The 25767-nt window shown below is 66.8% G+C and carries 23 protein-coding genes and 2 tRNA genes; 11 read left to right on the forward strand and 14 right to left on the reverse strand.

Annotated features, from left to right (window positions below; genetic code table 11):
- Positions 1 to 30 precede the first annotated feature (30 nt).
- Complete coding sequence (gene rpmG, locus P0Y50_14245; protein WEK39678.1) at positions 31 to 198, forward strand: 50S ribosomal protein L33; 168 nt, start codon at positions 31 to 33, stop codon at positions 196 to 198.
- A gap of 112 nt (positions 199 to 310) precedes the next feature.
- Here the strand turns inward: rpmG and P0Y50_14250 are convergent, their stop codons facing one another.
- Both P0Y50_14250 and P0Y50_14255 read right to left on the reverse strand, forming a co-directional pair.
- Positions 311 to 1672 (reverse strand): PleD family two-component system response regulator, encoded by a 1362-nt coding sequence (locus tag P0Y50_14250; protein ID WEK39679.1) that lies wholly within the window; start codon positions 1670 to 1672, stop codon positions 311 to 313.
- On the reverse strand, positions 1669 to 2034 hold the full coding sequence (locus P0Y50_14255) for a response regulator (protein WEK41586.1): 366 nt from the start codon (positions 2032 to 2034) through the stop codon (positions 1669 to 1671). Before P0Y50_14255 ends, P0Y50_14250 begins: the two co-directional genes overlap by 4 nt.
- Positions 2035 to 2140: 106 nt before the next feature.
- Between P0Y50_14255 and P0Y50_14260 the strand changes: the two genes are divergently transcribed.
- From P0Y50_14260 to P0Y50_14270, 3 genes are all read left to right on the forward strand, one after another.
- Positions 2141 to 3409 (forward strand): DNA polymerase IV, encoded by a 1269-nt coding sequence (locus tag P0Y50_14260; protein ID WEK39680.1) that lies wholly within the window; start codon positions 2141 to 2143, stop codon positions 3407 to 3409.
- A gap of 177 nt (positions 3410 to 3586) precedes the next feature.
- Positions 3587 to 4882, forward strand: coding sequence for a nicotinate phosphoribosyltransferase (locus P0Y50_14265; GenBank protein ID WEK39681.1), 1296 nt, complete (start codon positions 3587 to 3589; stop codon positions 4880 to 4882).
- 36 nt (positions 4883 to 4918) lie between these two features.
- Complete coding sequence (locus P0Y50_14270) at positions 4919 to 5659, forward strand: polysaccharide deacetylase family protein (GenBank protein ID WEK39682.1); 741 nt, start codon at positions 4919 to 4921, stop codon at positions 5657 to 5659.
- Positions 5660 to 5778: 119 nt separating this feature from the next.
- Here the strand turns inward: P0Y50_14270 and P0Y50_14275 are convergent, their stop codons facing one another.
- The gene (locus P0Y50_14275; protein WEK39683.1) at positions 5779 to 6672 is read right to left on the reverse strand and encodes a hypothetical protein; all 894 of its coding nucleotides are present in this window, start codon (positions 6670 to 6672) and stop codon (positions 5779 to 5781) included.
- A gap of 108 nt (positions 6673 to 6780) precedes the next feature.
- Here P0Y50_14275 and P0Y50_14280 point away from each other — a divergent pair, with 108 nt between their 5' ends.
- Together P0Y50_14280 and P0Y50_14285 are read left to right on the forward strand one after the other, a co-directional pair.
- Complete coding sequence (locus P0Y50_14280) at positions 6781 to 7239, forward strand: RidA family protein (GenBank protein ID WEK39684.1); 459 nt, start codon at positions 6781 to 6783, stop codon at positions 7237 to 7239.
- Between the two features lie 145 nt (positions 7240 to 7384).
- The gene (locus P0Y50_14285; protein ID WEK39685.1) at positions 7385 to 8530 is read left to right on the forward strand and encodes a GNAT family N-acetyltransferase; all 1146 of its coding nucleotides are present in this window, start codon (positions 7385 to 7387) and stop codon (positions 8528 to 8530) included.
- A 54-nt stretch (positions 8531 to 8584) separates the two neighbouring features.
- Here P0Y50_14285 and clpA read toward each other — a convergent pair whose 3' ends face one another.
- From clpA to phaP, 3 genes are all read right to left on the reverse strand, one after another.
- Positions 8585 to 10888 carry an ATP-dependent Clp protease ATP-binding subunit ClpA gene (gene clpA, locus P0Y50_14290; protein ID WEK39686.1) on the reverse strand — a complete coding sequence of 768 codons (2304 nt, stop codon included), beginning with the start codon at positions 10886 to 10888 and terminating at the stop codon, positions 8585 to 8587.
- Positions 10889 to 10901: 13 nt separating this feature from the next.
- The gene (clpS, locus tag P0Y50_14295) at positions 10902 to 11231 is read right to left on the reverse strand and encodes an ATP-dependent Clp protease adapter ClpS (protein WEK39687.1); all 330 of its coding nucleotides are present in this window, start codon (positions 11229 to 11231) and stop codon (positions 10902 to 10904) included.
- Between the two features lie 167 nt (positions 11232 to 11398).
- Positions 11399 to 11890 carry a TIGR01841 family phasin gene (gene phaP / locus P0Y50_14300; protein ID WEK39688.1) on the reverse strand — a complete coding sequence of 164 codons (492 nt, stop codon included), beginning with the start codon at positions 11888 to 11890 and terminating at the stop codon, positions 11399 to 11401.
- Positions 11891 to 12199: 309 nt separating this feature from the next.
- Here phaP and P0Y50_14305 point away from each other — a divergent pair, with 309 nt between their 5' ends.
- Positions 12200 to 13714 carry an SPOR domain-containing protein gene (locus tag P0Y50_14305; protein ID WEK39689.1) on the forward strand — a complete coding sequence of 505 codons (1515 nt, stop codon included), beginning with the start codon at positions 12200 to 12202 and terminating at the stop codon, positions 13712 to 13714.
- A 62-nt stretch (positions 13715 to 13776) separates the two neighbouring features.
- Positions 13777 to 14859, forward strand: coding sequence for a PA0069 family radical SAM protein (locus P0Y50_14310; protein ID WEK39690.1), 1083 nt, complete (start codon positions 13777 to 13779; stop codon positions 14857 to 14859).
- Between the two features lies 1 nt (position 14860).
- Here the strand turns inward: P0Y50_14310 and P0Y50_14315 are convergent, their stop codons facing one another.
- Together P0Y50_14315 and P0Y50_14320 are read right to left on the reverse strand one after the other, a co-directional pair.
- Positions 14861 to 15268 (reverse strand): hypothetical protein, encoded by a 408-nt coding sequence (locus P0Y50_14315; protein WEK39691.1) that lies wholly within the window; start codon positions 15266 to 15268, stop codon positions 14861 to 14863.
- Between the two features lie 7 nt (positions 15269 to 15275).
- Positions 15276 to 16520 carry a class I SAM-dependent RNA methyltransferase gene (locus P0Y50_14320; protein ID WEK39692.1) on the reverse strand — a complete coding sequence of 415 codons (1245 nt, stop codon included), beginning with the start codon at positions 16518 to 16520 and terminating at the stop codon, positions 15276 to 15278.
- 201 nt (positions 16521 to 16721) lie between these two features.
- Here P0Y50_14320 and P0Y50_14325 point away from each other — a divergent pair, with 201 nt between their 5' ends.
- Entirely contained in the window at positions 16722 to 17387 is a 666-nt protein-coding gene (locus tag P0Y50_14325; protein ID WEK39693.1) for a glycine zipper 2TM domain-containing protein, read from the forward strand.
- 162 nt (positions 17388 to 17549) lie between these two features.
- Here P0Y50_14325 and P0Y50_14330 read toward each other — a convergent pair whose 3' ends face one another.
- The 5 genes from P0Y50_14330 to P0Y50_14350 all read right to left on the reverse strand — a co-directional run bounded on the left by P0Y50_14330 (position 17550) and on the right by P0Y50_14350 (position 24377).
- Positions 17550 to 18299, reverse strand: coding sequence for a TlyA family RNA methyltransferase (locus tag P0Y50_14330; GenBank protein WEK39694.1), 750 nt, complete (start codon positions 18297 to 18299; stop codon positions 17550 to 17552).
- A gap of 142 nt (positions 18300 to 18441) precedes the next feature.
- Positions 18442 to 21174: a valine--tRNA ligase gene (locus P0Y50_14335; protein WEK39695.1), complete on the reverse strand. Its 2733-nt coding sequence runs from the start codon at positions 21172 to 21174 to the stop codon at positions 18442 to 18444.
- A 123-nt stretch (positions 21175 to 21297) separates the two neighbouring features.
- Complete coding sequence (locus P0Y50_14340) at positions 21298 to 21909, reverse strand: DUF2497 domain-containing protein (GenBank protein ID WEK39696.1); 612 nt, start codon at positions 21907 to 21909, stop codon at positions 21298 to 21300.
- Between the two features lie 164 nt (positions 21910 to 22073).
- Positions 22074 to 23609: a TolC family outer membrane protein gene (locus P0Y50_14345; GenBank protein ID WEK39697.1), complete on the reverse strand. Its 1536-nt coding sequence runs from the start codon at positions 23607 to 23609 to the stop codon at positions 22074 to 22076.
- A gap of 138 nt (positions 23610 to 23747) precedes the next feature.
- The gene (locus P0Y50_14350) at positions 23748 to 24377 is read right to left on the reverse strand and encodes a protein-L-isoaspartate O-methyltransferase (GenBank protein ID WEK39698.1); all 630 of its coding nucleotides are present in this window, start codon (positions 24375 to 24377) and stop codon (positions 23748 to 23750) included.
- 136 nt (positions 24378 to 24513) lie between these two features.
- Here P0Y50_14350 and P0Y50_14355 point away from each other — a divergent pair.
- Positions 24514 to 24587: transfer RNA gene (locus P0Y50_14355), tRNA-Cys, on the forward strand.
- A 47-nt stretch (positions 24588 to 24634) separates the two neighbouring features.
- Here P0Y50_14355 and P0Y50_14360 read toward each other — a convergent pair.
- A complete protein-coding gene (locus tag P0Y50_14360; GenBank protein ID WEK39699.1) occupies positions 24635 to 25459 on the reverse strand; it encodes an RNA methyltransferase in 825 nt (274 codons plus the stop codon).
- 49 nt (positions 25460 to 25508) lie between these two features.
- Between P0Y50_14360 and P0Y50_14365 the strand changes: the two genes are divergently transcribed.
- Positions 25509 to 25583, forward strand: a tRNA-Asn gene (locus tag P0Y50_14365).
- Positions 25584 to 25767 lie beyond the last annotated feature (184 nt).

Raw genomic sequence — 25767 nt, forward strand, 5'->3', positions numbered from 1 at the left:
GCGGCTTTCGCCGTCGCAGAGGTAATTCCGATGGCCAAACCGGCTTCCATCAAGATCCGCCTGAACTCCACGGCCGACACCGGCTTCTTCTATGTCACCAAGAAGAACGCCCGCACCATGACCGAAAAGATGGTCGTCAAGAAGTATGACCCGGTCGTGCGCAAGCACGTCGAGTTCAAGGAAGGCAAGATCAAGTAAACACTTGATCGGCTGAAATCGATAACGCCCGGCTGGTCTCCAGCCGGGCGTTTTTTGTTGTGGCGATGGCGTTCGTCATCTTCGGGCTCGACCCTAGGATGACGGATGGGCGTTAAGCCGCCTTGGCGATGACCTTGTTGCGACCGGCGGCCTTGGCCTCATAGACCCCCTCGTCGGCGCGTTTCAGCAGGCCCTCGGGCGTATCGCCGTCGCCGACGGTGGCGGCGACGCCGATCGAGATGGTGATGGTGATCTGCTCCTTGCCGCCCATGACGCGGAACGGGGCGGAGGCGACGTCGCGGCGGATGCGTTCGGCGACGCGGCCCGCGTCCTCCAGACTGGCGCCCGGCATGACGACCACGAACTCCTCGCCCCCCATGCGACAGGGCAGGTCCACGGCGCGGACATTGGTGGCCAGGCGGACGGCGAACTCGACCAGCACCTCGTCGCCCGCATCGTGGCCGAAGCCGTCGTTGACCGACTTGAAGTGGTCGATGTCCAGCACCAGCACCGCCACCTGCGCGCCGCCCTGGGCCGCGCGGCCCACCAGGGCCTGAAGCTGGCCGGTCATGTAGCGGCGGTTATGCAGGCCGGTCAGGGCGTCGGTGACGGCCATCTCCATGCTGCTGTCCAGCTTCTGGCGCAGGAAGTCGGTGTAACGCTTGCGCCGAATCTGGGTGCGGACCCGCGCCGACAGCTCCTCGGTGTCGACCGGGCGCGGCAGGATGTCGGCGGCGCCCAGCTCCAGCGCCTTGACCATGCGCGGCCGCTCGGCCGGATCGACGATGGCCAGGATCGGCGCCCGCCGCGCGTCGCCCGACTTGGCATGGGCCACGATCCTGAGACCATCGAAGGCCGCCGCCGCCACATTGACGATGATCAGATCCAGCACGCCCCGCGCCGCCGCCAGCGCTGCGTCGGGATCGGATTCGATGGTGACGCGATGTTCGACGCCCAATTCCCTAGCGATTTTCTCAGCCTGGCGCAGGTCGTCGTCGACGATCAGCACGCGCCCGCCTTCGTTGCGCAGCCGGGCCGCGCCTTCCAAATCGACGCCGAGCCGCCGACCGCTCTCCTCGCGCTCGCGCAGTTCATCCATCACCTGTTTCAGCCGGGTCAGCGACTTGACCCGCGCGAACAGAATGACGTCGTCGATGGGTTTGGTCAGGAAGTCGTCGGCGCCGGCCTCCAGCCCGCGGATGCGATCCTGACGCCCATCCAGAGCGGTGACCAGAACCACCGGGATGTGACGCGTCTCGGCCTGAGCCTTCAGTCGACGGCAGGTCTCGAACCCGTCCATGCCGGGCATCATGACGTCCAGCAGGATCAGGTCGGGCTGATGCTCGACCGCCATCGCCAGGGCGGCCGCCCCATCGTTGCAGGTCAGGACGTCGTAATATTCGACCGTCAGCTTGGCCTCGAGCAGACGGACGTTCACGTCCACGTCGTCGACCACGAGGATGCGCGCGCTCATCCCAGGTGCTGCCGGATGGTTTCGAGGAAGTGCATGACCGAGATCGGCTTGGAGATATAGGCCTCGCAGCCGCCCTGGCGGATCCGCTCCTCGTCGCCCTTCATGGCGAAGGCGGTCACGGCGATGACGGGAATGTGGTTCAGCTCCTCGTCGTCCTTCAGCCATTTGGTGACTTCCAGACCCGAGATTTCCGGCAGCTGGATATCCATCAGGATCAGGTCGGGGTGGTGGGCGCGGGCCAGGGCGAGCGCCTGCAGGCCCTCGCGGGTCTGCAGGGTCTCATAGCCCTGGGAATCGAGCAGATCATGAAAAAGCTTCATGTTCAGCTCGTTATCCTCGACGATGAGGACTTTCTTGGACATCATCACCTGACCTGCGCGCCCCTGGAACGCGGGACGCCTCGTTGGTCGCATTGGTAGCCGGCCAGTCTTAAGTTGGGGTGAAGCCAAACTTACGGAGACCTTAAACGTGGCCATCAAGGCCATCTGTCGCGACTGTCTGTGGACCGGGCCGGACCCCGCCGGGCCGCCCGATGGCCGCTGTCCGGCATGCGGATCGCGACGTATCGTCGCCGATGCCGAACTGGACCAGTTGTCCATCGCCCATATGGACTGCGACGCCTTCTACGCCTCGGTGGAGAAGCGCGACCGGCCCGAACTGCGCGACCGGCCCGTCATCGTCGGCGGGGGCAAGCGGGGCGTGGTCTCCACCGCCTGCTATGTCGCGCGCCAGTACGGCGTCGGTTCGGCCATGCCGATGTTCAAGGCGCTGAAGGCCTGTCCCGAGGCCGTGGTCATCAAGCCCGACTTCACCAAATATGTCTTCGAATCCCAACGCATCCTGGGCGCCTTGGGCCAGCTGACGCCGTTGATCCAGCCGCTGTCGCTGGACGAGGCCTGGGTCGATCTGTCGGGCACGGAGCGGCTGAACGGCGGCCCGCCAGCGCTTCAGCTGATCCGGTTCCAGAAGCGGATCGAGGACGAGACCGGCCTGACCGTCTCCATCGGCCTGGCGCCCAACCGCTTCCTGGCGAAGATGGCGTCCGAGATGGACAAGCCGCGGGGCTTTTCGGTCGTGGGAGCGGCGAACGCGCAAAGCCTGCTGGCGCCGCGCCCCGTCACCGCCTTGCCCGGCGTCGGGCCGGTGTTCGGCAAGGCGCTGCGCAGCGACGGCTATTCCACCATCGGCGATCTGGCGCGGGCGGACGTGCGCGACCTGGTCAAACGCTATGGCGAATCGGGTCTGCGCCTGCACGACCTGGCCCACGCCCGCGACGCCCGCGCCGTGAACCCCGAGCGTGATCGCAAGGGGATGAGCGCCGAGACCACCTTCAACGAGGACCTGACCACGGCCGAGGCGCTGGAGGCCGAGTTGTGGCCCCTGTGCGAGAAACTGGCGTCCAAGGCCCGGCGCGACGGGGTGGCCAGCCGCGTCCTGGTGCTGAAGCTGCGGCGCGCAGACTTCAAGATCGTGACCCGCCGCATCACCCTGCCCGATCCGGTCCAGACGGCGCGCGCCCTGTTCGCGGCCGGGCGCGACCTGCTGAAACCCGAACTGGGCCGGCCCTATCGCCTGATCGGCATCGGCATGGCCGATGTCCAGGACGCCGAAGACGCCCCCGCCGGTCTGTTCCAGACGACCGAGACCCGCACTCTTAAGACCGAACGCGCCATCGACGCCCTGCGCGAGAAGTTCGGCAAGGACGCGGTGGTGGCGGGCCGGGCGCTGAAGGGGTGAGGCGGTCCCCGTTTCGTCATCCTCGGGCTTGACCCGAGGATCGAGGTTTCCGCCGCATTGCGCCCGAGCTGACGCACGGTCCGTCCAACCTCCGATCCTCGGGTCAAGCCCGAGGATGACGGCGGAATAGGCGGAAAAGAACGTGCACTCCCCCGCCCCATCGGCTCAAATGCCCGCATGGACCTCGCCAAACGCGCCTATGACCACGGCTTCCGCCTGGACCCGATCGTCCGCAGCCTGCTGGACACCGACTTCTACAAGCTGCTGATGCTGCAGATGATCTGGCGCGAGCATCGCGATGTGCCGGTCGTCTTTCAGGTCATCAACCGCACCAGACGCGTGCGGCTGGCCGAAGAGGTCGACATCGCGACCTTGCGCGAACAGCTGGATCACGCCCGGACCCTGCGCTTCACCAACAAGGAATTGGTCTGGCTGGCGGGCAACAGCTTCTATGGCGTGAAGCAGATCTTCTCGCCCGATTTCATCGCCTGGCTGACCGACTACCGCCTGCCGGACTATGACCTGTCTGTCGAGGATGGACAGTATGTCCTGACCTTCTCGGGCGGCTGGGCCGATGTGACCCTGTGGGAAATCCCGGCGCTGGCCATCCTGAACGAGCTGCGTTGCCGGGTCGGGATGCGGCGGCTGGGCCGGTTCGAGCTGGACATCCTGTATTCGCGCGCCAAGACCCGGCTGTGGTCCAAGGTGGAACGGTTGCGCGCCCTGCCCGACCTGGCCCTGTCGGACTTCGGCACGCGGCGTCGCCACGGCTTCCTGTGGCAACGCTGGTGCATTCAGGCGCTGAAGGAGGGATTGGGATCGTCCTTCATCGGCACGTCCAATGTGCTGCACGCGATGGAGAACGATCTGGAGGCCATCGGCACCAACGGCCACGAACTGCCGATGGTGCTGGCGGCGCTGGCGCCCGACGACGCGGCCCTGGCTCAGACGCCCTATGCCGTGCTGGACGAATGGCGCAGGCATTATGCGGGCAATCTGCTGATCGTCCTGCCCGACGCCTTCGGCACCGAGGCGTTTCTGGAACAGGCGCCCGACTGGGTGGCCGACTGGACCGGCTTCCGCCCGGATTCCGCCCCGCCCATTCCTGCGGGCGAACGTCTGATCGACTGGTGGAAAGCCCGCGGCCGCGATCCGAGGGAGAAGCTGCTGATCTTCTCGGACGGCATGGACATCGAAGGCATCGAGGCGACCCACGCCCATTTCCACCGCCGCGCCCGTCTCAGCTTCGGCTGGGGCACCAATCTGACCAACGACTTCCGCGACTGCTCGCCCGCCTTCGCGCCGGAGCTGGAGCCGATCTCACTGGTCTGCAAGGTGGTCGAGGCCGGTGGACGCCCCGCCGTCAAACTGTCCGACAATCCTGAAAAGGCCGTGGGCGATCCAGCCGAGATCGAGCGCTATCGCCGCGTCTTCGGCGTGCGCGGCCTGACGACACAGCCCGTCACGGTGTGAAACCCGGCCTTAAGCTCGTCGTGACATAAGGCCCGCATGAGCGCCTTCATCGACAAGATGCGCCGCCGCGCCGGCCGCTACCTCGACATCCGCCTCGTCGCCATTCGACCGGCGCGCGGCATCTTGAGCCTGTCGTTCGACGACATCCCCGTCTCGGCCTGGACCGAGGCGGGGCCGATCCTGGCCCAGCATGGGATCAAGGCGACCTATTATGTCTGCGGCGGCCTGTCGGGCGGGCGCAACATGGACCTGCCCCAATTCGAGGTCGAGCATCTGCAGGAACTGCACGACGCCGGGCATGAGGTCGGATGCCACACCTATGAGCATGTCTCGACCCTGACCCTGACGCCCGCCGAACTGGACGCCAGCCTGGCCCGCAACGCCGCCTGGGTGGCCGAGCGGCTGGACGGCTATCAGATGACGACCTTCGCCTATCCGTTCGGCGACTGCGCCCTGGGGGCCAAGCCGGTCATCGACGGGCGGTTCCTGTGCGGGCGCGGCGTGCGCGACGGCGTCAACGCCGCTCGGGCCGACCGCAACCTGCTGCAGGCCGTGGGGCTGGAGAGCCGCCGCCTGCCCGGTTACGATCTGGAGGCGCTGGTGGCGCAAACAGCGGCGTCGAAAGCCTGGCTGATCGCCTATGGCCACGATGTCAGCGACGCGCCCACCCCGTATGGCTGCCGTCCCGAGGACATCGACCGGCTGATCCGACTGGCCAAGGCCGCCGATCTGGACATCCAGCCGGTCGCGGCGGCGTGGCGGTTGGCGGCCCAATAAAACGCGTCACCCTCGGGCTTGACCCGAGGGCCGAGCGTTCAGCGGCATTGCGTCAGGGATGATGCACAGCCCGATCCGCATCCGATCCTCGGGTCAGGCCCGAAGATGACGGAGGTGGGTCAAGCCGCCGCCTTCCGCCGATCCGCCCAGGCGATCAGTTCCTTGCGCGGCCAGATCATCAGCCACGACCGGGCGGTGTATTCGCCGCTGTCGATCAACGCCTTCCTGGACGGCGAGGCCGTGCCGGCGCGCTCGGTGTGGATCGGGGCCGGCCCCTGATGCACCATGAAGGCGCCGCCGTTAAGCGGGTTCAGCCGCAGGTGGGCCAGACGCGGGCTGATCTCGGTCAGGGGCGGGTCGTAGAACCAGCTGGAGCCGATCATGCCCGCCAGCTCCGGCCGCGCCCGGCACAGCTCGGCCGCCGTCGCCCAGGCCTCGTTCCAGCCGTCCTCGTTGAAGCCGCGCAGCCAGCGGCTTTCGGTATGCACCTCCAGCCACGGCTCGCGTTTCGCCCCCGCCGCCAGATAGCGGAACAGCGGCTTGACGCCCCAGCCGTCGCGGACATGTTTGACGATCTGGCCCGGCCCAACCGGCGACGACAGGTCGATGACCTGGCTCTTGGCCCCCGGCACGCTGAGCGCCAGGGTGAAACGCACATCCTTGGACCAGTGGTCGAAGACATAGTCGCCCTCAGCCTTGTCCAGGAACGCGGCAAGCTGTTCGATCCAATAGGGATAGAGGGCCATGACCTGGGACGGCAGGCGCATCGCCGCCACACGGTCCGGCAGTTGCAGCGCCCAGGCGGCGACCAGGCCGCGTCGCACGTCGTCCGAGGCGTCCGGCCCCAGCAGGGCGTCCACCGCCTTGGCCGGCATTTCGAAATCCCAGTGGGGCGCGGCCTCGGCGGCCTTCTGCGCGGCCGGGCCGGCGGCGGCGTCGACCCGCGCCCGGTCGTCAGGCGACAGGCGCGCCAGGACGGCATGGAAGGCGGCGACATCGGGGGTCAGGTGCATATCCATGTTCGCCAGCATGGCACACAGCGGTTGGCGAACCTTTAACCCGTCAAGGCGTGACGCCGCCCCTGCCCCGCGCTAAACCGCCACCAGACAAAAGGAGCCCCCATGAGCATCGAAGCCCGCATCGCCGAACTCGGCCTCACCCTGCCGGAACCCGCCAAGCCGGTGGCCAGCTATGTCTCCTTCGTCCGGTCGGGCGATCAGATCACCATCTCGGGCCAGCTGTCGAACGACGCCAACGGCGGGATCAAGGGCACGGTCGGCGTGGATGTGACGCCGGAACAGGCCGTGGACGCGGCCCGCCTGTGCGGCCTGAACCTGATCGCCCAGATCAAGGCCGCCTGCGACGGCGACCTGAACCGGGTGGTCCGCATCGTCAAACTGGGCGGCTTCGTCCAGGCCGGCCCCGACTTCGAGGCCATCCCCGCCGTCATCAACGGCTGTTCGGACCTGATGGTCCAGGTCTTCGGCGACGCGGGCAAGCACGCCCGCTCGGCCGTCGGCGTCTATAAGCTGCCGCTGGGCTTCGCGGTCGAGATCGACGCGATCGTGGAGATCCGCTGATCGGCGACCTCATGATCCGCTCATCCCCGCGAAGGCGGGGACCCAGTTCTTTTGCTCGGCCAAGATTTGGACGATCAGCGGGGACGAAGGGACGAGCGGGTTCGCCCAAAGCTCTGGGTCCCCGCCTTCGCGGGGATGAGCGGGGATGAGTTTTCACATCACCGTTCACGACGGGATCGCCGACATAGGCCGCGACGCCTGGGACGCCTGTGCGCGTTCCACCGGCGATCCCTTCGTCTCCTACGACTTCCTGCACGCCTGCGAGGCGTCCGAGAGCGCCGCGCCGCGTCAGGGATGGGCGCCGCGTCATCTGGCCCTGCGGGGTGACAGTGGCGACGTCCTCGGCGTCATGCCGCTGTATCTGAAGGGAAACAGCCAGGGCGAGTACGTCTTCGACCACAGCTGGGCCGACGCCTATGAGCGGGCGGGCGGCCGCTATTATCCCAAGCTGCTGGGCGCCGTGCCTTTTACGCCCGCCACCGGGCCGCGCTTCCTGACCCATCCCGACGCGGACGCCGCCACGGTGCGCCAGGCCCTGTTGCAGGGCGCCCTGACACTGGTGGAGCGGCTGGGCGTCTCGTCCCTGCACGTCAACTTCCCGACGCAGGCGGAATGGGCGGCCATGACCGAGGCGGGTCTGCTGCCGCGTCAGGACATTCAATTCATCTGGCGCAACGACGGCTATAAGACCTTCGACGATTTTCTGGCCGCCCTGTCGGCCAACCGCCGCAAATCGATTCGGCGCGAGCGGCGCGATGCCCAGGCGGGCCTGGACATCCGCATCCTGACCGGCGTCGAGATCACCGAGGCGCATTGGGACGCCTTCTTCGCCTTCTATATGGACACCGGCTCGCGCAAATGGGGTCGGCCCTATCTGACGCGCGACTTCTTCGCCCGCGTCGGGGCGACCATGGCCGACCGGATCGCCCTGGTCATGGCGTTTCGGGACGGCGCGCCCATCGCCGGGGCCCTGAACTTCATCGGCCGCGACGCCCTGTATGGCCGCCAGTGGGGCACGCTGGACGATGTGCCCTTCCTGCATTTCGAGCTCTGCTATTATCAGGCCATCGACTTCGCCATCGCGCAGGGCCTGTCCCGCGTCGAGGCAGGAGCGCAGGGCGAGCACAAGATCGCGCGCGGCTACCTGCCCTCCCCCGTCTATTCCGCCCACTTCATCGCCGACCCCGCCCTGCGCGACCCCGTCGCCCGCTATCTGGAGGGCGAAGGCCCGGCGGTGGAGGAACAAAGGGCCGCAATGACCGCCGAACTGTCGCCGTTCAAACAGGGCTGAGAAAAAGGCCCGGCTGTTTCCAGCCGGGCCTTCTGCCGTCTTGCCTGCCGACGATCAGGCCGTCTCTTCTTCCTCGGCCTTCGCCGGGGCGCCCGAGGGGCTGGCGATGTCGAAGTCGATCTTGCCGTCCTTCAGCTGGACCTTGACGTGTCCGCCGCGCGTCAGGCGACCGAACAGGATGTCGTCGGCCAACGGCTTCTTGATCGAGTCCTGAATGACCCGCGCCAGCGGGCGGGCGCCATACAGTTCGTCGAAGCCGTTCTTGGCCAGCCAGTCGGCGGCTTCGTCGGTCAGTTCGATGGTGATGTTGCGGTCCGCCAGCTGGGCTTCCAGCTGCAGCACGAACTTGGTCACCACCGAGCGGATCGTCTCGGCGCCCAGCGGCTTGAAGGCCACGATGGCGTCCAGGCGGTTCCTGAACTCGGGCGCAAACAGACGCTGGATGGCCTTGTCGTCCTCGCCCTCGACCTTGCCCCGGCCGAAGCCGATGGAGGCGCGGGCGTTGTCGGCGGCCCCGGCGTTGGTGGTCATGATCAGGATGACGTTCCTGAAATCGACCTTCTTGCCGACCGCATCGGTCAGCGTGCCGTTGTCCATCACCTGCAGCAGGATGTTGTAGACGTCCGGGTGCGCCTTCTCGATCTCGTCCAGCAGGATGACGGCGTGCGGATGCTGATCAACCGCGTCGGTCAGCAGGCCGCCCTGGTCATGGCCGACATAGCCGGGAGGCGCGCCGATCAGGCGGCTGACCGTATGCCGCTCCATATATTCGGACATGTCGAACCGCTGCATCTCGATGCCCAGGGTGGCGGCGAGTTGCTTGGCCACCTCGGTCTTGCCCACGCCGGTCGGGCCGCTGAACAGGAAGCTGCCGATGGGCTTGTTTGGGTCGCGAAGACCCGCCCGCGCCAGCTTCATCGCCGCCGACACCTGTTCGATGGCCTGTTCCTGACCGAAGACGACGCGCTTCAGATCAGTTTCCAGCTCGCGCAGGCTCTCGGTGTCGGACTTGGACACCGACTTGGCCGGGATGCGGGCCATCTTGGCGATGACGGCCTCGACCTCCTTCTGGCCGATGACCTTCTTGCGCTTGGATTCGACCAGAAGCATCTGGCCGGCGCCCGCCTCGTCGATCACGTCGATCGCCTTGTCCGGCAGTTTGCGGTCGGTCATGTAGCGGGCCGACAGTTCGACCGCGGTTCGGATGGCGCTGTCGGTATAGCGGACCTTGTGGTGCTGCTCGTAATAGGTCTTCAGACCCTTCAGAATCTTCACCGTATCCTCGACCGTCGGCTCGTTGACGTCGATCTTCTGGAAGCGCCGCACCAGGGCGCGGTCCTTCTCGAAGTGCTGGCGATATTCCTTGTAGGTCGTCGAACCCATGCAACGCAGCGTGCCCGAAGCCAGGGCGGGCTTCAGCAGGTTGGAGGCGTCCATCGCCCCGCCCGAGGTCGCACCCGCGCCGATCACCGTGTGAATCTCGTCGATGAAGAGAACCGCGTTGTCGTGGTTCTCCAACTCCTTGACCACCTGTTTCAGGCGTTCTTCAAAGTCGCCGCGATAGCGGGTGCCTGCCAGCAACGCGCCCATGTCCAGGCTGTAGATGGTGGCGTCCTTCAGGACGTCGGGCACTTCGCCATTGACGATCTTGCGCGCCAGACCCTCGGCGATGGCGGTCTTGCCGACGCCGGGATCGCCGACCAGCAGCGGATTGTTCTTGGTGCGGCGGCACAGGATCTGGATCGAGCGGTCCACCTCGGCCTGACGACCGATCAGGGGATCGACCTTGCCCTGACGCGACTTCTCATTGAGGTCGACGCAATAGGCTTCCAGCGCCTCGCCGCCCTGTTTGACGGCCGACTGGTCCTCGGCCTCTTCGGGGGATGCGCCCTTGGCCGACTTGCCCTCTGACGCGCCCGCCTTCTTGGCGATGCCGTGGGCGATGAAGTTCACCGCATCATAGCGCGTCATGTCCTGCTCCTGCAGGAAGTAGGCCGCGTGGCTTTCGCGTTCCGAGAAGATGGCGACCAGGACGTTGGCGCCGGACACTTCCTCGCGGCCGGACGACTGAACGTGGATCACGGCGCGCTGGATCACGCGCTGGAAGCCTGCGGTCGGCTTGGCGTCCTCGCCGTCGGCCGTGGCCAGGGCGGCCAGATCATTGTCGACATACAGGGTCAGCGCCGCTTTCAGCGCATTCAGATCGACATTGCAGGCGCCCATGACGCCGGACGCGTCCGGGTCGTCGATCAGCGCCAGGAGCAGATGCTCCAGCGTGGCGTATTCGTGCCTGCGCGCATTGGCGTATCCCACCGCGCGGTGCAGGGTTTCTTCGAGAGGACGGGAAAATGAAGGCATCGGGAGGCTCCTCTCAGTCCTTTTCCATCGTGCATTGCAGAGGGTGCTGGTGGCGGCGCGCGGTCTCGATGACCTGCGCGACCTTGGTCTCGGCGACCTCGTAGGTGAAGACGCCGCAGACGCCCACGCCATGCTGGTGCACATGCAGCATGATGCGGGTCGCTTCCTCGCGGCTCTTCTGGAAGAACCGCTCCAGCACATAGACGACGAATTCCATCGGCGAATAATCGTCGTTCAGGATCAGCACCCGATACAGCGAGGGCTTCTGAAGTTTCGGCTTGGTTTCGGTGACGACGGCGGTTCCTTGACCGCCGCCCGTGTCGCCGGGCCTTTGAATGGGCATTCGTGTTCCGTAATCGGGGAGTCGTCTTGGCTAACAGATAGGGAATGATGGCCTGATTTGAAGCGGCGTCCAGTCACGGATTGCGTGAATGGCAAATCACGGACGCAGAACGAAAAAAGGCCCCGGAGCGAACCCCGGGGCCTTTTCGATTTCCAAGCCGCTGCGGCTTAGCGGGCGGCCTGGAAGGTTTCGACCGAGGCGGTGACGCGCTCGTTGATCGGCTTCAGGCTGTCCTTGACTGTATTGGCGACGATCTCGTTCGTCTTGGTCATTTCAGCGACGTAGCGTTCCATCGACTTCTTGGCCCAGGCGGTCTGCAGTTCGAAGAACTCCTGCACCGAACGAGCGGTCGACAGTTCCTTGGAGGCGGCGACGCCCTCTTCCCACGACGTCTTGGCGAAGCCCAGGGCCTGTTGCGACAGGGCCTCTGCGCCCTTCTGGGCGACGGTGGCCGACTCGACCATGGCCTCCAGGTTCTTCTTGCCGTGGGCGTTAAGTTCGCCCAGCGAGGCGACCGACTTGTCAATGCCTTCGCGGAAAGCCTGGGTTCCGGCGGCCTGGATGGTTTCGGCTTGCGCCTTGACCTTCGCACCCACCGAAGCGGTGGCGGCGGCGGCTTGGTCGGCGGTCTTCTTAATCGTTTCGGCGGCGTCGGCCATGATCGTCTCTCCGGTTGGTGCCCGCCTGGGGGATGGCGGCGGTGCGGAAAATCTGACGCGAGGCGAACCCTCGCAGAACCGCAATATGCTGCAAGTGCGAAATGAATGCAAGGCTGCTTTGTGCGCTGCACAATATTATCGCCGATCAGGTTGCAGGCATAACCCCGATAGGCGGTTCAAATTCACGTTGACGGGCGGTTAACCACCATGAAACCCCCGGTTCCTATGCTAACCCTTTCGTCGCGTCGGCCGGGGGGCCTGCCGCACCCTGCTCGCCAAGGGCTTGATTACCAAGGGGTTGTATCGCCCATGATCGCTTTCCTCCGCCGCGGACTGTTCGCCCTTCTCGCCGCTTCGCTGGTGTTGGGCGCCAATGTCCGTCCGATAGAGGCCCAATCTCAGGAGAGCAGCCGTTATGCCGCCATCGTGATCGATGCGGCGACCGGCGAGGTTCTGTTCGCGCGCCACGCCGACAGCCGCCGCTATCCCGCGTCCCTGACCAAGATGATGACCCTGTATCTGACCTTCGAGGCGTTGGAGCAGGGCAAGGCGAACCTGAACGACGTCCTGACCATTTCGCCGCGCGCCGCTTCTCAGCCGCCGTCGAAACTGGGGCTGGCGGCGGGGCAGACCATCACCCTGGACAACGCCATGCGGGCCACGGCCGTCCGTTCGGCCAACGACATGGCCCTGGCCATCGGTGAACATATCGGCGGGTCCGAGGCGCGCTTCACCAGCATGATGACGACGAAGGCCGAACAGCTGGGCATGACCCAGACCCGCTACGTCACGGCCAACGGCCTGCCTGACGCACGCCAACTGACCTCGGCGCGGGATCAGGCGATCCTGGCGCGGGCCATCATGCGCGATTTCCCTCAGTACTACAGCTATTTCGGCCTGCACGACTGGGCCTATAACGGCCGCAACTATCGCAACACCAACGGCCTGCTGCCGACGGGACGCGGTTATGACGGGATGAAGACCGGCTACACCAACGCCTCGGGCTACAATCTGGCGGCGTCGGCGGTTCGTGATGGTCGTCGCCTGATCACCGTGGTCCTGGGCGGGCGCTCGACGGCCAGCCGCAACGCACACGTCGCCGAACTGATGGACACCGGATTCGAGGTTGAACGCCGCCGCGCCCAGGGCGAGCGCATTCAGGTCGCACAAACCTTCTTCGAACAGCGCGGCTTCGGCGTCGGAGGCGAGTCCGCGACTGGCGACGCGCCCATCGCCTATGCCTCGATCCGCGACGACGAGGATGGAGAAGCCGCCGGTTCCACCGCCGTCGCCTATACGGCCGCCCCGGCGCCGGCGGTCCTGCCGACCCGCGTCGCGCCCTCGCCGTCCGAGCGCGCGGCCAGCCAACGCGCCGCCGCGACAGCCCAGGCTGCGGGCCAGGCTGCGGGCCAGGCTGCGGGCCAGGGCGCAGGCAGGGTCGCCGCGGCGCCCCGTGCGCCCCACAATGTCACCGCCTCCCTGAACGGCGCGCCAGCCAGCGCGACCGTCGCCCCTTCGACCACGCCGCGTCGCGCCACGCCGCCGCCCGCACGAGAGCCGGCGCGCTCGGCCGCCCGCACCCCCGCCGGACGCTGGTCCGTTCAGGTCGGGGCCTTCCGCGACGAAAAGGTCGCCAACGACTGGCTGACCGAGCTGAACCGCCGCTTCCGAGCCCAGTTCTCCACCGCCGAACGCAACGTCCAGACGGCTGGCGACTGGTACCGATCACGATTTACGGGCCTGACGGAAACCGCCGCCAAAACAGCCTGCGAAGCCCTGGCGGAGCGTCGCGTCACCTGCATGGTCATCGGCCCCGAAGGATAGGCCGGAATAGATCGGAACAAATGTTCTTGATTTGTTCCATCTGATGCCGCATCGTCCTTCCCATGGAAATCGCCAAGGGAAGAGGCGCGCGTTCGAATGCCACCGGCCGCTACGAACCTGAGCAGCACCTGTCGTTCGACGACGGCTGGACGCGCGACGACGCCGAGGCCGCGCCCCTGCGCACCACCCTCACGCCGGAACACGCCCGCACGATCATCGCCCGGAACGACAGCCCGGACATCGGATTCGACCGCTCCATCAACCCGTACAAAGGTTGCGAACATGGCTGCATCTACTGTTACGCCCGTCCGTCCCATGCCTGGATGGGCCTATCCCCGGGCCTGGATTTCGAGAGCCGGATTTTCTTCAAGCCCCAGGCCGCGCGTCTGTTGGAACAGGCCTTCCTCGCACCCCGATACCGATGCAAACGCATCCACATAGGCGGCAACACCGACCCCTATCAGCCGGTCGAGCGTGACCTGGGATCGACCCGTTCGATCCTGGAGGTCATGCAAAGGTTCAACCACCCGTTCAGCATCATCACCAAGTCGGTGCTGATCGGACGCGACGCCGACATCCTGGGGCCGATGGGCAAGGCGGGCCTGGCCTCGGCCTTCGTCTCCATCACCACCCTGGACCGCGGACTGGCCCGCGCGATGGAGCCGCGCGCATCGACCCCCGCCAAACGGCTCGAGGCCATTTCCCGGCTGGCCGATGCGGGGTGTCCGGTCGGGGTGGGGTTCGCACCCGTCATTCCGGGCCTGAACGATCATGAACTGGAGTCGATTCTGGAGGCTGCGGCCAAGGCGGGCGCGACGCGCGCCATGTATGTGACGCTGCGTCTGCCGCTGGAGATCAAGGATCTGTTCCGCGAATGGCTGGCCGACGCCCGTCCCGACCGCGCCGCGCGGGTCATGTCGCTGATCCGCCAGACGCGCGGCGGCAAGGATTACGACGCCGACTGGTCCCAGCGGATGAAGGGCACGGGTCCGGTCGCTGAACTGGTCGGCGCGCGGTTCAAGGCGGCGGTCAAACGCTATGGCCTGGACACGCCCCACCGCCTGCTGGACGAGACGCAGTTCCGCGTGCCGCCGGATGCGCGACCGCAGATGGACCTGTTCGACCTGCCGCAGGCCGCGATCTGAACTAATCGTCGGCGGCCGTGGGGTCGATGGCGCGGGTCACCAGATCGCGCCATGTCGGGTCGCTGTCGTCGACCAGATCGACGTCCTCCATCAGGGCGACCGCCCCCTCACCGTCCGGCAGGACCAGGCCCAGGACTTCCATCTCCTGCCCGTCATCCCCCAGATGGCTTTCGGCCTGGACCGCGACGGCCGCCTGTTCACCGTCCTCGTCCCACCAGATCACCGGCTGGGGCAGGTCCATGGCGATAGGGCGCGGATCGTCGGTGTCGCCCAGGGCGAAGATGGCGCGGCGCGCCTGCACGTCCTCCAGCGTCGCGACCGCCCCCCTGAACGGCTTCAGGCGGCTCCAATCGTCGGCGTCGAAGCCGCCGCCGTCTTCCTCATGCAGATCATCGGTCATCTCGGTCATGGTCGTCCTATCGTCTGAAAACGCCGACCAGTTCGACGTGGGCGGACCACAGGAACTGGTCGATCGGCGTCACCGTCTCCAGCCGGAACCCGGCGTCGATCAGGACGCGGGCGTCACGCGCGAAGGTCTGGGGATTGCACGATACGCCGACGACCACAGCGGCCTTGGTCGTGGCGATCTGGGCCGTCTGGCCAACGGCCCCGGCGCGGGGCGGATCGAACACGATGGCGTCGCAGCCCTTCAGGTCATAGGGGGTCATCGGACGCCGGAACAGATCACGGGCCTCTGCCGTGATCGCCTTCATGCCCCTGGCCGAACCGACGGCGGATTTCAGCGCGTCGATGCCGGGCTTGGACGCATCGGCGGCGATCACGGGGGCGACCGTCGCCAAGGGGAAGGTGAAGGTCCCCGCCCCGCAGAACAGGTCCGCCACCTTCTTGGCGCCCTTCACCGCCGCCACCGCGCGCGCCGTCATGGCCGCCTCGGCCGGGGGCGCAGCCTGCAGGAAGCCGCCGGCCGGCAAGGCGACCGTCGCCGGTCCGAAGGCCACGGTCGGCTGTCGCGCCATCACCAGAATCTCGCCCGCCAGGCTCAGCCGCGCCAGGTCCGCCCGATGCGCGGCCTGAACCGCCTGGGTGCGGGCGTCGGCGGACAGGCCGCCGCCCGAACGCCGCTCCACGCCCGTTACATCGACGTCCAACCCAGCCAGGGTCCAGGTGACGTGCAGTGTCGGCGCGGACTTGGGGTGTTCGAAGAAGGCCGCCGCCACCTGCGTCAGGGCGGGGATGGCCTGAACGATGCGAGGATCGGCAACCGGACAGGCCGTGACTTCCACCAGCCGCCAGGATCGGCGCGCCTTGAACCCCAGAGCCACGCGGCCTGCCGCATCACGCCGGGCATGTAGGGCGACGCGGCGACGGCTGCCCGGAGGCGTGGCGATTGTCGCCTCGATCTCAGTCTCGATCCGTTCGCGCGTCAGGGCCAGGCGCACCTGCTCGCGCTTCCAGTCCAGATAGGGCCCCTCGGCCCAATGCTGCAGCGAGCAACCGCCGCAATCGCCATATTGCGGCGAAACCGGCGCGATCCGATCCGGGCTGGGCGTGACGATCTCGACGCCTTCCAGCCGACCGTCCACGATCTGGCCACGCACGGTCTCGCCGGGCAGTGTCAGGCCCGCGAACACCGGCCCCGCCGCCGAGCGGGCGACGCCGTCGCCCTGGCCGCCGACGCGGTCGATGATGAAAGTCTCCATCGCCGGGCTTCTAGCCGCCGCCGAAAGGCCGCTCAAGTCGCGTCCGGGCCGACCGCGCGCCACTCGCCTGAAAGATGAACGAAGATGAACATAACGCTCAAATGCCGTTCAGCTTCGCTGTCTTAAATCGGACTGCAACGAGACACGAGGCTTGCCGTTAACCGTTGACGGAAATCGTTCGGTCCTCGGAAGGGTTGAAAAATGCGTCTCTCCAAGTCTTCGCTCGCCGCCGCAGCCGCCCTGGCGCTGGGCGTCACCGCCGCCCCGATGGCGGCCTCGGCTCAGAACTATTACGGTCAGGGCTATAGCCAGAACTACGGCACCGGCGGTTATTCGCCATCCTACAACTATGGTCGCGGCTACCCGTCCTACGACCCCTGCTCGCGCGAGCGCCAGGGTCGGACCGGCGCCGGCGCGGTGATCGGCGGCGGCGCGGGCGCCGTCATCGGCTCGCAACTGGCGGCGCGCGGTCGTCGCACGGAAGGCAGCATCCTGGGCGGCGTGCTCGGCGCCGTGGTCGGGTCGCAGGTCGGTCGGTCCAGCTCCGACGCCTGCCGCAGCTATCAGAGCAGCTATGGCTCCAGCGGCTATTACAACCAAGGTTACAGCCAGCCGACCTACGGCTACTACGACAACCGTTACTCTGGTGATCAGGGCTATCGTTACGACGACTACGACCGTCGCAGCGACTATGCCTATGATGGCGGCGGCTACTACGACGACCGTTCGCGCCCGGTCGATTCCTATCGCAACTCCGACGGATGCCGCCTGGCCGAGAGCCAGATCCGTCTGCCCGATGGTCGCACGGACACCCGCTATGTCCGCACCTGCCCCGACCAATACGGCCGCTATCGCGTCGTCGATTAATTTTCAGCCCCCCTGTCGATCGACGATGTGACGGGAGCCGCCGGAGGATCAGTCCTCCGGCGGTTTCTCTTTATTGGGGGCCTATCGCGCCGTCGCGCTGCTTGAGGCCGGGTTCGTGGGCCTATCGCGCGGTCGCGCTGCTTGAGACTGGATTTCGGGGGCCTATCGCGCCGTCGCGCTGCTTGAGGCGCGCCTTGCCCAGAGCAGGAACTCGACATTGCCGTCGCCGCCCGTGATCGGGCTTTCGGTCGTGGCCTGCACGGTCCAGCCGACGCTTTCCAGCCAGTCGGAGACCCGCTGAACCGCCGCCGCATGGGCCTGCGGGTCCTTGAGCACGCCCTTCTTGCCGACGCCGCCCGGGCCGTCCGCCTCGAACTGGGGCTTCACCAGCGTCACCAGATCGGCGTCGTCCGCCGCCAGCGCCAGGGCGGCGGGCAGCACCTTCGACAGGCTGATGAAACTGGCGTCGCAGACGATCAGGGACGGCGCCTGCGGGATCAGGGCCGGGCGCAGATCGCGGGCGTCCGTGCGCTCCAGATTGACCACGCGCGGGTTGTCGGCGACCCGGTCGTGCATCTGACCGAAACCGACATCGACGGCGAAAACCCGCGCCGCGCCTCGATCCAGACAGACCTCGGTGAAGCCGCCGGTCGAGGCGCCGACGTCCAGCGCCACCCGTCCCTCGACCGCAATCGGCCACAGGCCCAGCGCATGATCCAGCTTCAATGCGCCGCGTCCGACCCAGCGGTGCGCGGGCTGGGCCTCCAGCACCGCGTCCGCGTCGATCTGCTCGGACGGCTTCTGCACCGCCACGCCGTCGGCGAGCACCAGACCGGCCTCGATCGCCGCTGCCCGCGCGCGGCTGTCGAACAGACCGCGCGCGACCAGAAGCTGATCAACGCGCCCCTTCATCTCCGCTCATCCCCGCGAAAGCGGGGACCCAGCGCCTTGGGCGTTCCGGCGTCTGGCTGGTCTCGCCCTGCCTGATCCAAGGCATTGATGCCGCGAAATAACTGGGTCCCCGCTTTCGCGGGAATGAGCGGAAAGAAGACGGTCATCCGATCTCGCTGAGACGGGCCAGCGCCGCCTGCAGCTTGGCCTTGCCGGCCTCGGCCTCGGCCAGTTTGGCGCGCTGTTCGTCCACGACTTCCGGCGCGGCGCGGGCGACGAAGTTGGGGTTGCCCAGCTTCTTGTTCACATGGCCGATGTCGCTGTCGAAGGCGGCGATCTCCTTCTCCAGACGCGCCCGTTCGGCGGTCAGGTCGATGATGCCCGCCAGCGACAGGGCGACGGTCGAGCCGCCCGAGACGAAGGTCACGGCGCCCGTCGGGGCAGCATCCGCCGACCCGACCTCTGACACCCGACCCAGGGTCAGGATCAGATCGCGATGGCGGGCGATGCGTTCGGCGGTCACGGCGTCGGGCGCGACGAAGGCCAGCGGCGGCTTGGCCGACGGCGGCACGTTCATCTCGGCGCGCAGCCCCCGAATCTCACCGACCAGATCGACCAGCCAGCCGATCTCGGCCTCGGCCGAGGCGTCGATGAAGGCATCCGGCAGAACCGGCCATTCGGCGCCGATCAGCAGGCCATCACGAGCGGGACCTTCCTTGCCCAGTTCGGCCCAAAGCTCCTCGGTGATGAAGGGCATGACCGGATGCAACAGCTTCAGCGTCTGGTCCAGCGTCCAGGCGGTCATGGCGCGCGTCTCGGCCTTGGCGGCCTCGTCCGATCCCTGGAACACCGGCTTGGCCAGTTCCAGATACCAGTCGCAGAAGACGTTCCAGACGAAGCGGTACAGGGCGCCCGCCGCATCGTCGAACCGTCCGCCTTCGATGGCGTCGGACACGGCGCGTTCGGTCTTGGTCAGTTCGCCGCGAATCCAGCGGTTGATCGTCTGTTCGACTGTCGCGGGATCAAAGCCCTCGACGCGGCGCGCTTCGTTCATCTGGCTGAAGCGGGCGGCGTTCCACAGCTTGGTGCCGAAGTTGCGGTAACCCTCGATCCGCTGTTTCGACAGTTTGATGTCGCGCGTGCCCGACAGGATGGCCATGGTGAAGCGCAACGGATCGGCGCCCAGTTCGTCGATGATGCCCAGGGGGTCGATGACGTTCCCCTTGGATTTCGACATCTTCTGGCCCTTCTCGTCGCGGACCAGACCGTTGATGATGACCCGCTTGAAGGGAACCTCGCCGTCCATGAAGTGCAGGCCCATCATCATCATCCGGGCGACCCAGAAGAAGATGATGTCCGCCGCCGTGACCAGGTCGCTGGTCGGATAGAACCGCTCCAGATCCTCGGTCTTCTCGGGCCAGCCCATGGTCGAGAAGGGCCACAGGGCCGAGGAGAACCAAGTGTCCAGAACGTCCTCGTCCTGGGTCAGAGCGACCTCGGAATCATAGTCCGCCATCGCCTGTTCGCGGGCGTCCTCTTCCGTTTCGGCGACGTAGATTTCGCCGTTCGGACCGTACCATGCCGGGATGCGGTGGCCCCACCACAGCTGGCGCGAGATGCACCACGGCTCGATGTTCCTCAGCCATTCGAAATAAATCTTCTCGTACGACTTCGGCTCGAACACCGTGTCGCCCTGCTCCACCGCCTTCAGCGCGGGCTGGGCCAGGACCTTGGCGTCGACGTACCATTGATCCGTCAGCCACGGCTCGATGACCACGCCGGAGCGGTCGCCGTGCGGGACGACATGTTTGGTCTTCTCGATCTCGCGCAGCCAGCCCTCTTCCTCGGCGCAGGCGACGATGGCCTTGCGCGCGGCGAAACGGTCCTGCCCCACATAGTCCGACGGCACATCCGGCGTGTCGGCGTCGGTGATGCGGCCGAAAGCGTCCAGAATATTCAGCGACGGCAGGCCCGCGCGCTTTCCCACGCCGAAGTCATTGAAATCATGCGCTGGCGTGATCTTGACCGCGCCCGAACCCTTGGTCGGGTCGGCATAGTCGTCGGCGACGATGGGAATGCGACGGCCGACGATCGGCAGGGTCACGAACTTGCCGACCAGACCGGCGTAGCGTTCGTCGTCCGGGTGAACCGCGACGCCAGTGTCACCCAGCATGGTCTCGGGCCGGGTCGTGGCGACGACGATGAAGTCACGCGTCTCCCACCCGATCGCCTTGCCGTCTTCATCGAAGGCGACGGGGTGTTCGTAGGTCACGCCATCGGCCAGCGGATAGGCGAAGCGCCAATAGGCGCCGTCCACCTCGCGCTGCTCGACCTCCAAGTCCGAGATGGCGGTCTGGAAATGCGGGTCCCAGTTCACCAGCCGCTTGTCACGGTAGATCAGACCTTCCTTGTGCAGTTGCACGAAGACCTTGCGGACGGCGGCGTTCAGCCCCTCGTCCAGGGTGAACCGCTCGCGCGACCAGTCGCAGGAGGCGCCCAGGCGACGCAGCTGGCGCACGATGGTCCCGCCGCTCTCGGCCTTCCATTCCCAGATCTTTTCGATAAAGGCGTCGCGCCCCATGTCGCGGCGGCCGACATTGCCCGCGGCGGCCAGCTGGCGTTCCACCACCATCTGCGTGGCGATGCCCGCATGGTCGGTGCCGGGCAGCCAAAGCACCGCCTTGCCCTTCATCCGGTGATAGCGGGCCAAGATGTCCTGCAGCGTATTGTTCAGCGCATGGCCGATGTGCAGACTGCCCGTCACGTTCGGCGGCGGAATGACGATCGAATAGGCGCCTGCGGCGCCTTCGGTGCGGGGCGCGAACAGGCCGCTGTCTTCCCACTGGGCGTAGAGGCGAGGCTCGGCGGCCTGGGGTTCGAAAGTCTTCTCAAGCATTGGGGACTTCTTTGTTGCTAAACGCTCCGCGCGCGGCGCGTCGCTCCTTGAGCATATCGAAAATGCAGAAAGGCGGCCCCTTCAGGAGCCGCCCCTCGGATTAGTCTGCGGTCAAGCGAAGGGCTAGGCGCTGCGCGCGATGCGTTCGACTTCCTTGCGTACCTGGGCCTCCACGATGGCGGGCAGATTGGCGTCCAGCCAGTCTTTCAGCAGGGGCCGGAGCATTTCGGCGACCATGGCCTCCACCGTATTGCCGCTGACGAAGGGCAGATCGCCGGTCGAGACGGCGGGCGCCGGGTCCGGCTTCTTGAAACTGGCGGCCAGACCGGCGAACGCGGAGGCGGCGCTGGCGGCGGCGCTGTCGCCGACCAGGGTGTCGTAGGCGGGCTCCGAGACCGGGGTCGACACAGGGGAAGGCGCGGGCGGCTCGGGCGCCTGATAGGTTTCGGCCGGCGTCACATCCAGATCGCCGATGGTCTCGGTCGGGGCGGCGTCGTAACGGTCGGTCAGCTCCAGCACATCGTCTTCGACGGCGATGGCCGGTTCAGGCTCGAACGGGGCGGCGAAGACCGTGTCGGCCGCAGCGGGCTTGGGCTCGGGTTCAGCCTGCGCCGCGACCTCAGGCGCCGATTCGGCGGCCGGGGTTTCGGCCGGGGCCTCATCTTCGGAGATGATCCGGCGAATCGACGCCAGGATCTCTTCCATGGTCGGTTCCTGGGCGGACTGATCGGTCATGGCGCAACCTTGGGCGTGGCCTGGGACGAAAGGTGGCTTACGGAACGATCCGCGCGCCGCGAAAAGGACGACGCCAGACAAAGGATCGTCTGGAATCTATGCCTTGTCGTCGCATCTTCGCCCGCTGGAATCAACGGGCGCGTTCGTCGGGCGCGGGTTCGGCGTCAGTTGCGGGGCGCGGTGCGCACGACCTCGCCCTTCAACTGGGCGTCGATCGGCGCGTCCGGCGCGTCCACAGTTCCCACGATGGGCGGCGAGGCCACGCGGTCAAGCGTCTCGATCACGCCATCCCACGGCAGACCGCCGCGGCCCTGGACGTGATCATAGTTGGTCTTGGGATCATAGGCGTCAACGGTGGGATTCAGCGCCGGCCCTTCCAGTTGACCCATGGCGGCCAGCAGAGAGGCGCGGGCGACGTATTCGGCGGCGCGGGCGTTGGCGACGGCGGTCTGGGAGGCGCGCAGCGTCACTTCCTGGTTCAGGACGTCCAGGGTGGTGCGCAGACCGACCTGCGCCTCCTGGCGCACGCCCTCGGCGGCGACCGAGGCGGCGCGCACAGCCTCGGTTCCGGCCGTCACATTGGCGCGGGTCGACAGCACCTGGGCATAGGCGGAGCTGACGTTCTGAAGCACCGTGCGACGTTCGCCCTCAATGGACATCTGGGCAGCGTTGGCGCGCTCCAGCGCCTGGGCCACGCGCGACTGGTTCAAACCGCCGGTGAACAGCGGCACCGACAGGGTGGCGCCGGCGGTGAAGCTGCGGCGATCAGCCAGCTGCCCCAGGTCGCCCAGATCATTGGACGATCCGCCGTAGGAGGCGGTGGCGCGCACCGACGGCATATATTCCGAACGGGCGGCGGCGACGGCGGCCTCTGCCCCCTGCAGTTGATAGGTGGCGGCCAGAACGCCTGGATTGCGTTGCAGCGCCGTCTCCATGGCGACGTCGAAGTCGGTCGGCACGGCCGGAAGCGTCGGCGCGGCCTCCAGATCGGTCGGCGACTGGCCCACGACGGCGGCGTAGGCGGCGCGCGAGGTGGCCAGCTGGGCCTGGGCATTGGCCAGATCGGCCTCGGACTGGGCCTGGGACGCCTCGGCCTGGGCGACGTCGGTGCGGGTGATCTCCCCCACCTCGAAGCGGGCGCTTGTCTCTTCCAGCTGGCGCTGCAGGACGCTGAGATTCTCCTGGCGGATGCGCAGGATCTCCATGTCGCGGGTGACGTTCACATAGGCCTGGATGACCGACAGCATGACCGACTGTTCGATCTGACGCAGGTTTTCGCGGCCGGCCAGCACCCCGGCGCGGGCCTGATCGATGGCGCGCGCGGTGCGGCCGCCGGTCCACAGGTTCTGGCTCAGGCTGACGCCGAGATTGGCGCCCTGGGTTTCGGACGACTTGGTCGAGATCTGGGTGTCCGGCACGCCGTCCCCGTTCGTGTCGACGAACTGGGTCACGGCGGGGAAGTCGTTGCGGGTGTAGTCCACGCCGGCCGAGGCGCTGAGCGTCGGACGCAGGCCCGAACGTGCCTGGACCACCGATTCGTCCAAGGCCCGCTGGTTTGCGCGCTGGGCCAGCAGGTTGGGATTGGTCCGGTAGGCCAGGGCGATGGCGTCCTGAAGCGTCTCGGCCCAGGCGGGCGCGCCCAGGCCGGTCATCACGGCGACCACTGCGGCCGAAGCCAGCACACGCGAGCGTTTCAACATTGTCCGTCCTTGCCCGACGCCCCGAAAAGAACGCCCGAATGTTTTCTCAAGCGTAACTGCGGCCTGACTGAACCACACGCCAGTTAAGTTTTCTTCACGGTTGCGGTCGCGCGATCCGTCGCCCGGCCGATCAGGTTGCTACAGCGCGAAGGTAGGCGCCGACGTCAACTCGGCAAGGACCGCCGGCGACGAATCGAACAGCTCGCGGCGCGACAGCCCCTCGGCCGTCTTGACGAACAGCGCCGCCTTGCCGATCGCGCCGCGACGCTCCACCACCACGATCCGGCCGCCGGGCCGCAGCGCGGCGCCCCACGATTCGGGCAAGGTCTCGACCCCGCCCTCGGACACGATCAGATCCCAGTTCTCGCCGGTCGGCTGCGATAGCGGCTGCACCGCCGTCGCGACGCCCTCTGCGGCCAGGGCGTCGCCGACGACGCCGAACACGGCTTCCTCTGATTCCTGGGCGGTGACGACCAGCCCCATCCGAGCCAACACGGCCGCGGCGTAGGGTGCGGCCATGGCCAGGGCCTTCTCGCCCTCACGCGCATTGGCGGCCTGGAGCAGCTTGGCCACGTCGCGCGCCGGCATCAGGCGGCGGTCCCCGGCGATGGCCAGGACCTCTTCGGAATAGGCGGCGAAGGCGCGGTCGGGGGCGCAGAACTGTTCGCGCGGCACGGCCAGCATAGCCAGGTGAATCGCGCGATCCGTCACGTCGTTCACCCGCACCTGCGAGTCGACCATAGCCTTGCGCTCGGCGGTGAAATCCATCTGTGGGCAGCCTTCAACGATAATCCGGGAGGAAAACTCGCGCGCTTATAGGTCCGTGCGTTGCAGCGGACAATCCGATCTGATAGCGAACGCCCCTCGCAATGACCGCCCCCTGAGAAATCGGGGATCAAAAAGCGGCCTGATGGCGGAGTGGTGACGCAGAGGACTGCAAATCCTTGCACCCGGGTTCGATTCCCGGTCAGGCCTCCATTGCGACGATACGGACGAAGGCCGCCCCCACGGGCGGCCTTTTCGTTTCAAGCGCCCAACGCCGTCGTGGTCAGATGATGCAGGGCCACCGCGCTGGTCGCCGCGACGTTCAGCGAATCGAATCCCCCCGCCATGGCGATGCCGATGGGGCGACAACGGTCGATGACATCCCGCGGCAGGCCCGGCCCCTCTGAGCCCAGCACCACGGCGACCGCACCTTTGCGACGATAGTCCGCCAGACGCTCGCCCGCCGATGGGGTCAAGGCCAACACCTCGACCCCCGCCTGGGTCAGGGCGTCCAGAATGCCGGACGACGCGGCGACGGCGAACGGCGTGCGCAACACCGCCCCGACCGAAACCCGGATGGCCTTGCGATAAAAGGGATCGCAGCAGGTCGAATCCAGCAGGACGGCCCTGGCCCCGAAGGCGGCGGCGTTGCGGAACAGGCCGCCCATATTGTCGTGATTGCCGATGCCGCTGGCGACGACGAAGACATCGTCCGCCGCCACATCTTGCAGCAGCGCCTCCAAGGGCGGCGGAGCAGGCTTTTCGCCCAGGGCCAGAATGCCCCGGTGCAGTTCGAACCCGGCGATCCGATCCAGCACCGCCTGGCCCGCGACATAGACCGATGCGTCCGCCGGAAGCGCCCGGATGACGTCATCCAACGCGGCCACGCGCTTTTCCGCCAGCAGCAGCGACAGCGGCCGACACAGGGATGCGCCGGACGCCAGACCGCGCACCACCACCTCCCCTTCCGCAATGAACAGACCCTGACGCCCCGTCAGATCACGCTCGCGAATGTCGCGATAGGCGGCGACGCGCGGGTCCTCGGGGTCTTCGACAATTATCGGCTCGATGGTTCGATTTCCCATTGCAAGATTGGAACACCCGCTGCTATAGGCCCGCCTCCCGAGCAGATGTTCCGCAGTAGCTCAGTGGTAGAGCAGCCGACTGTTAATCGGCTGGTCGTAGGTTCGAATCCTACCTGCGGAGCCACTCTGGTGTAAAGGTCGACAGGTTTCGACCCCTCCACCTGAAAATCATCAAGCCGTTTGAGTATTCGGTTCTTCATTTATGAAGACCGTTCGACCGATGTCGCCCATCGAATCGGGAAAGCGGGCTCCACGAAGGACTGGTCTTGAAAGATCGCCCAAACGCCGCGCCCTGGTGTCGCTTTGAC

The sequence above is a fragment of the Candidatus Brevundimonas colombiensis genome, from assembly GCA_029202665.1.
Taxonomy (GTDB): Bacteria; Pseudomonadota; Alphaproteobacteria; order Caulobacterales; family Caulobacteraceae; genus Brevundimonas; species Brevundimonas colombiensis.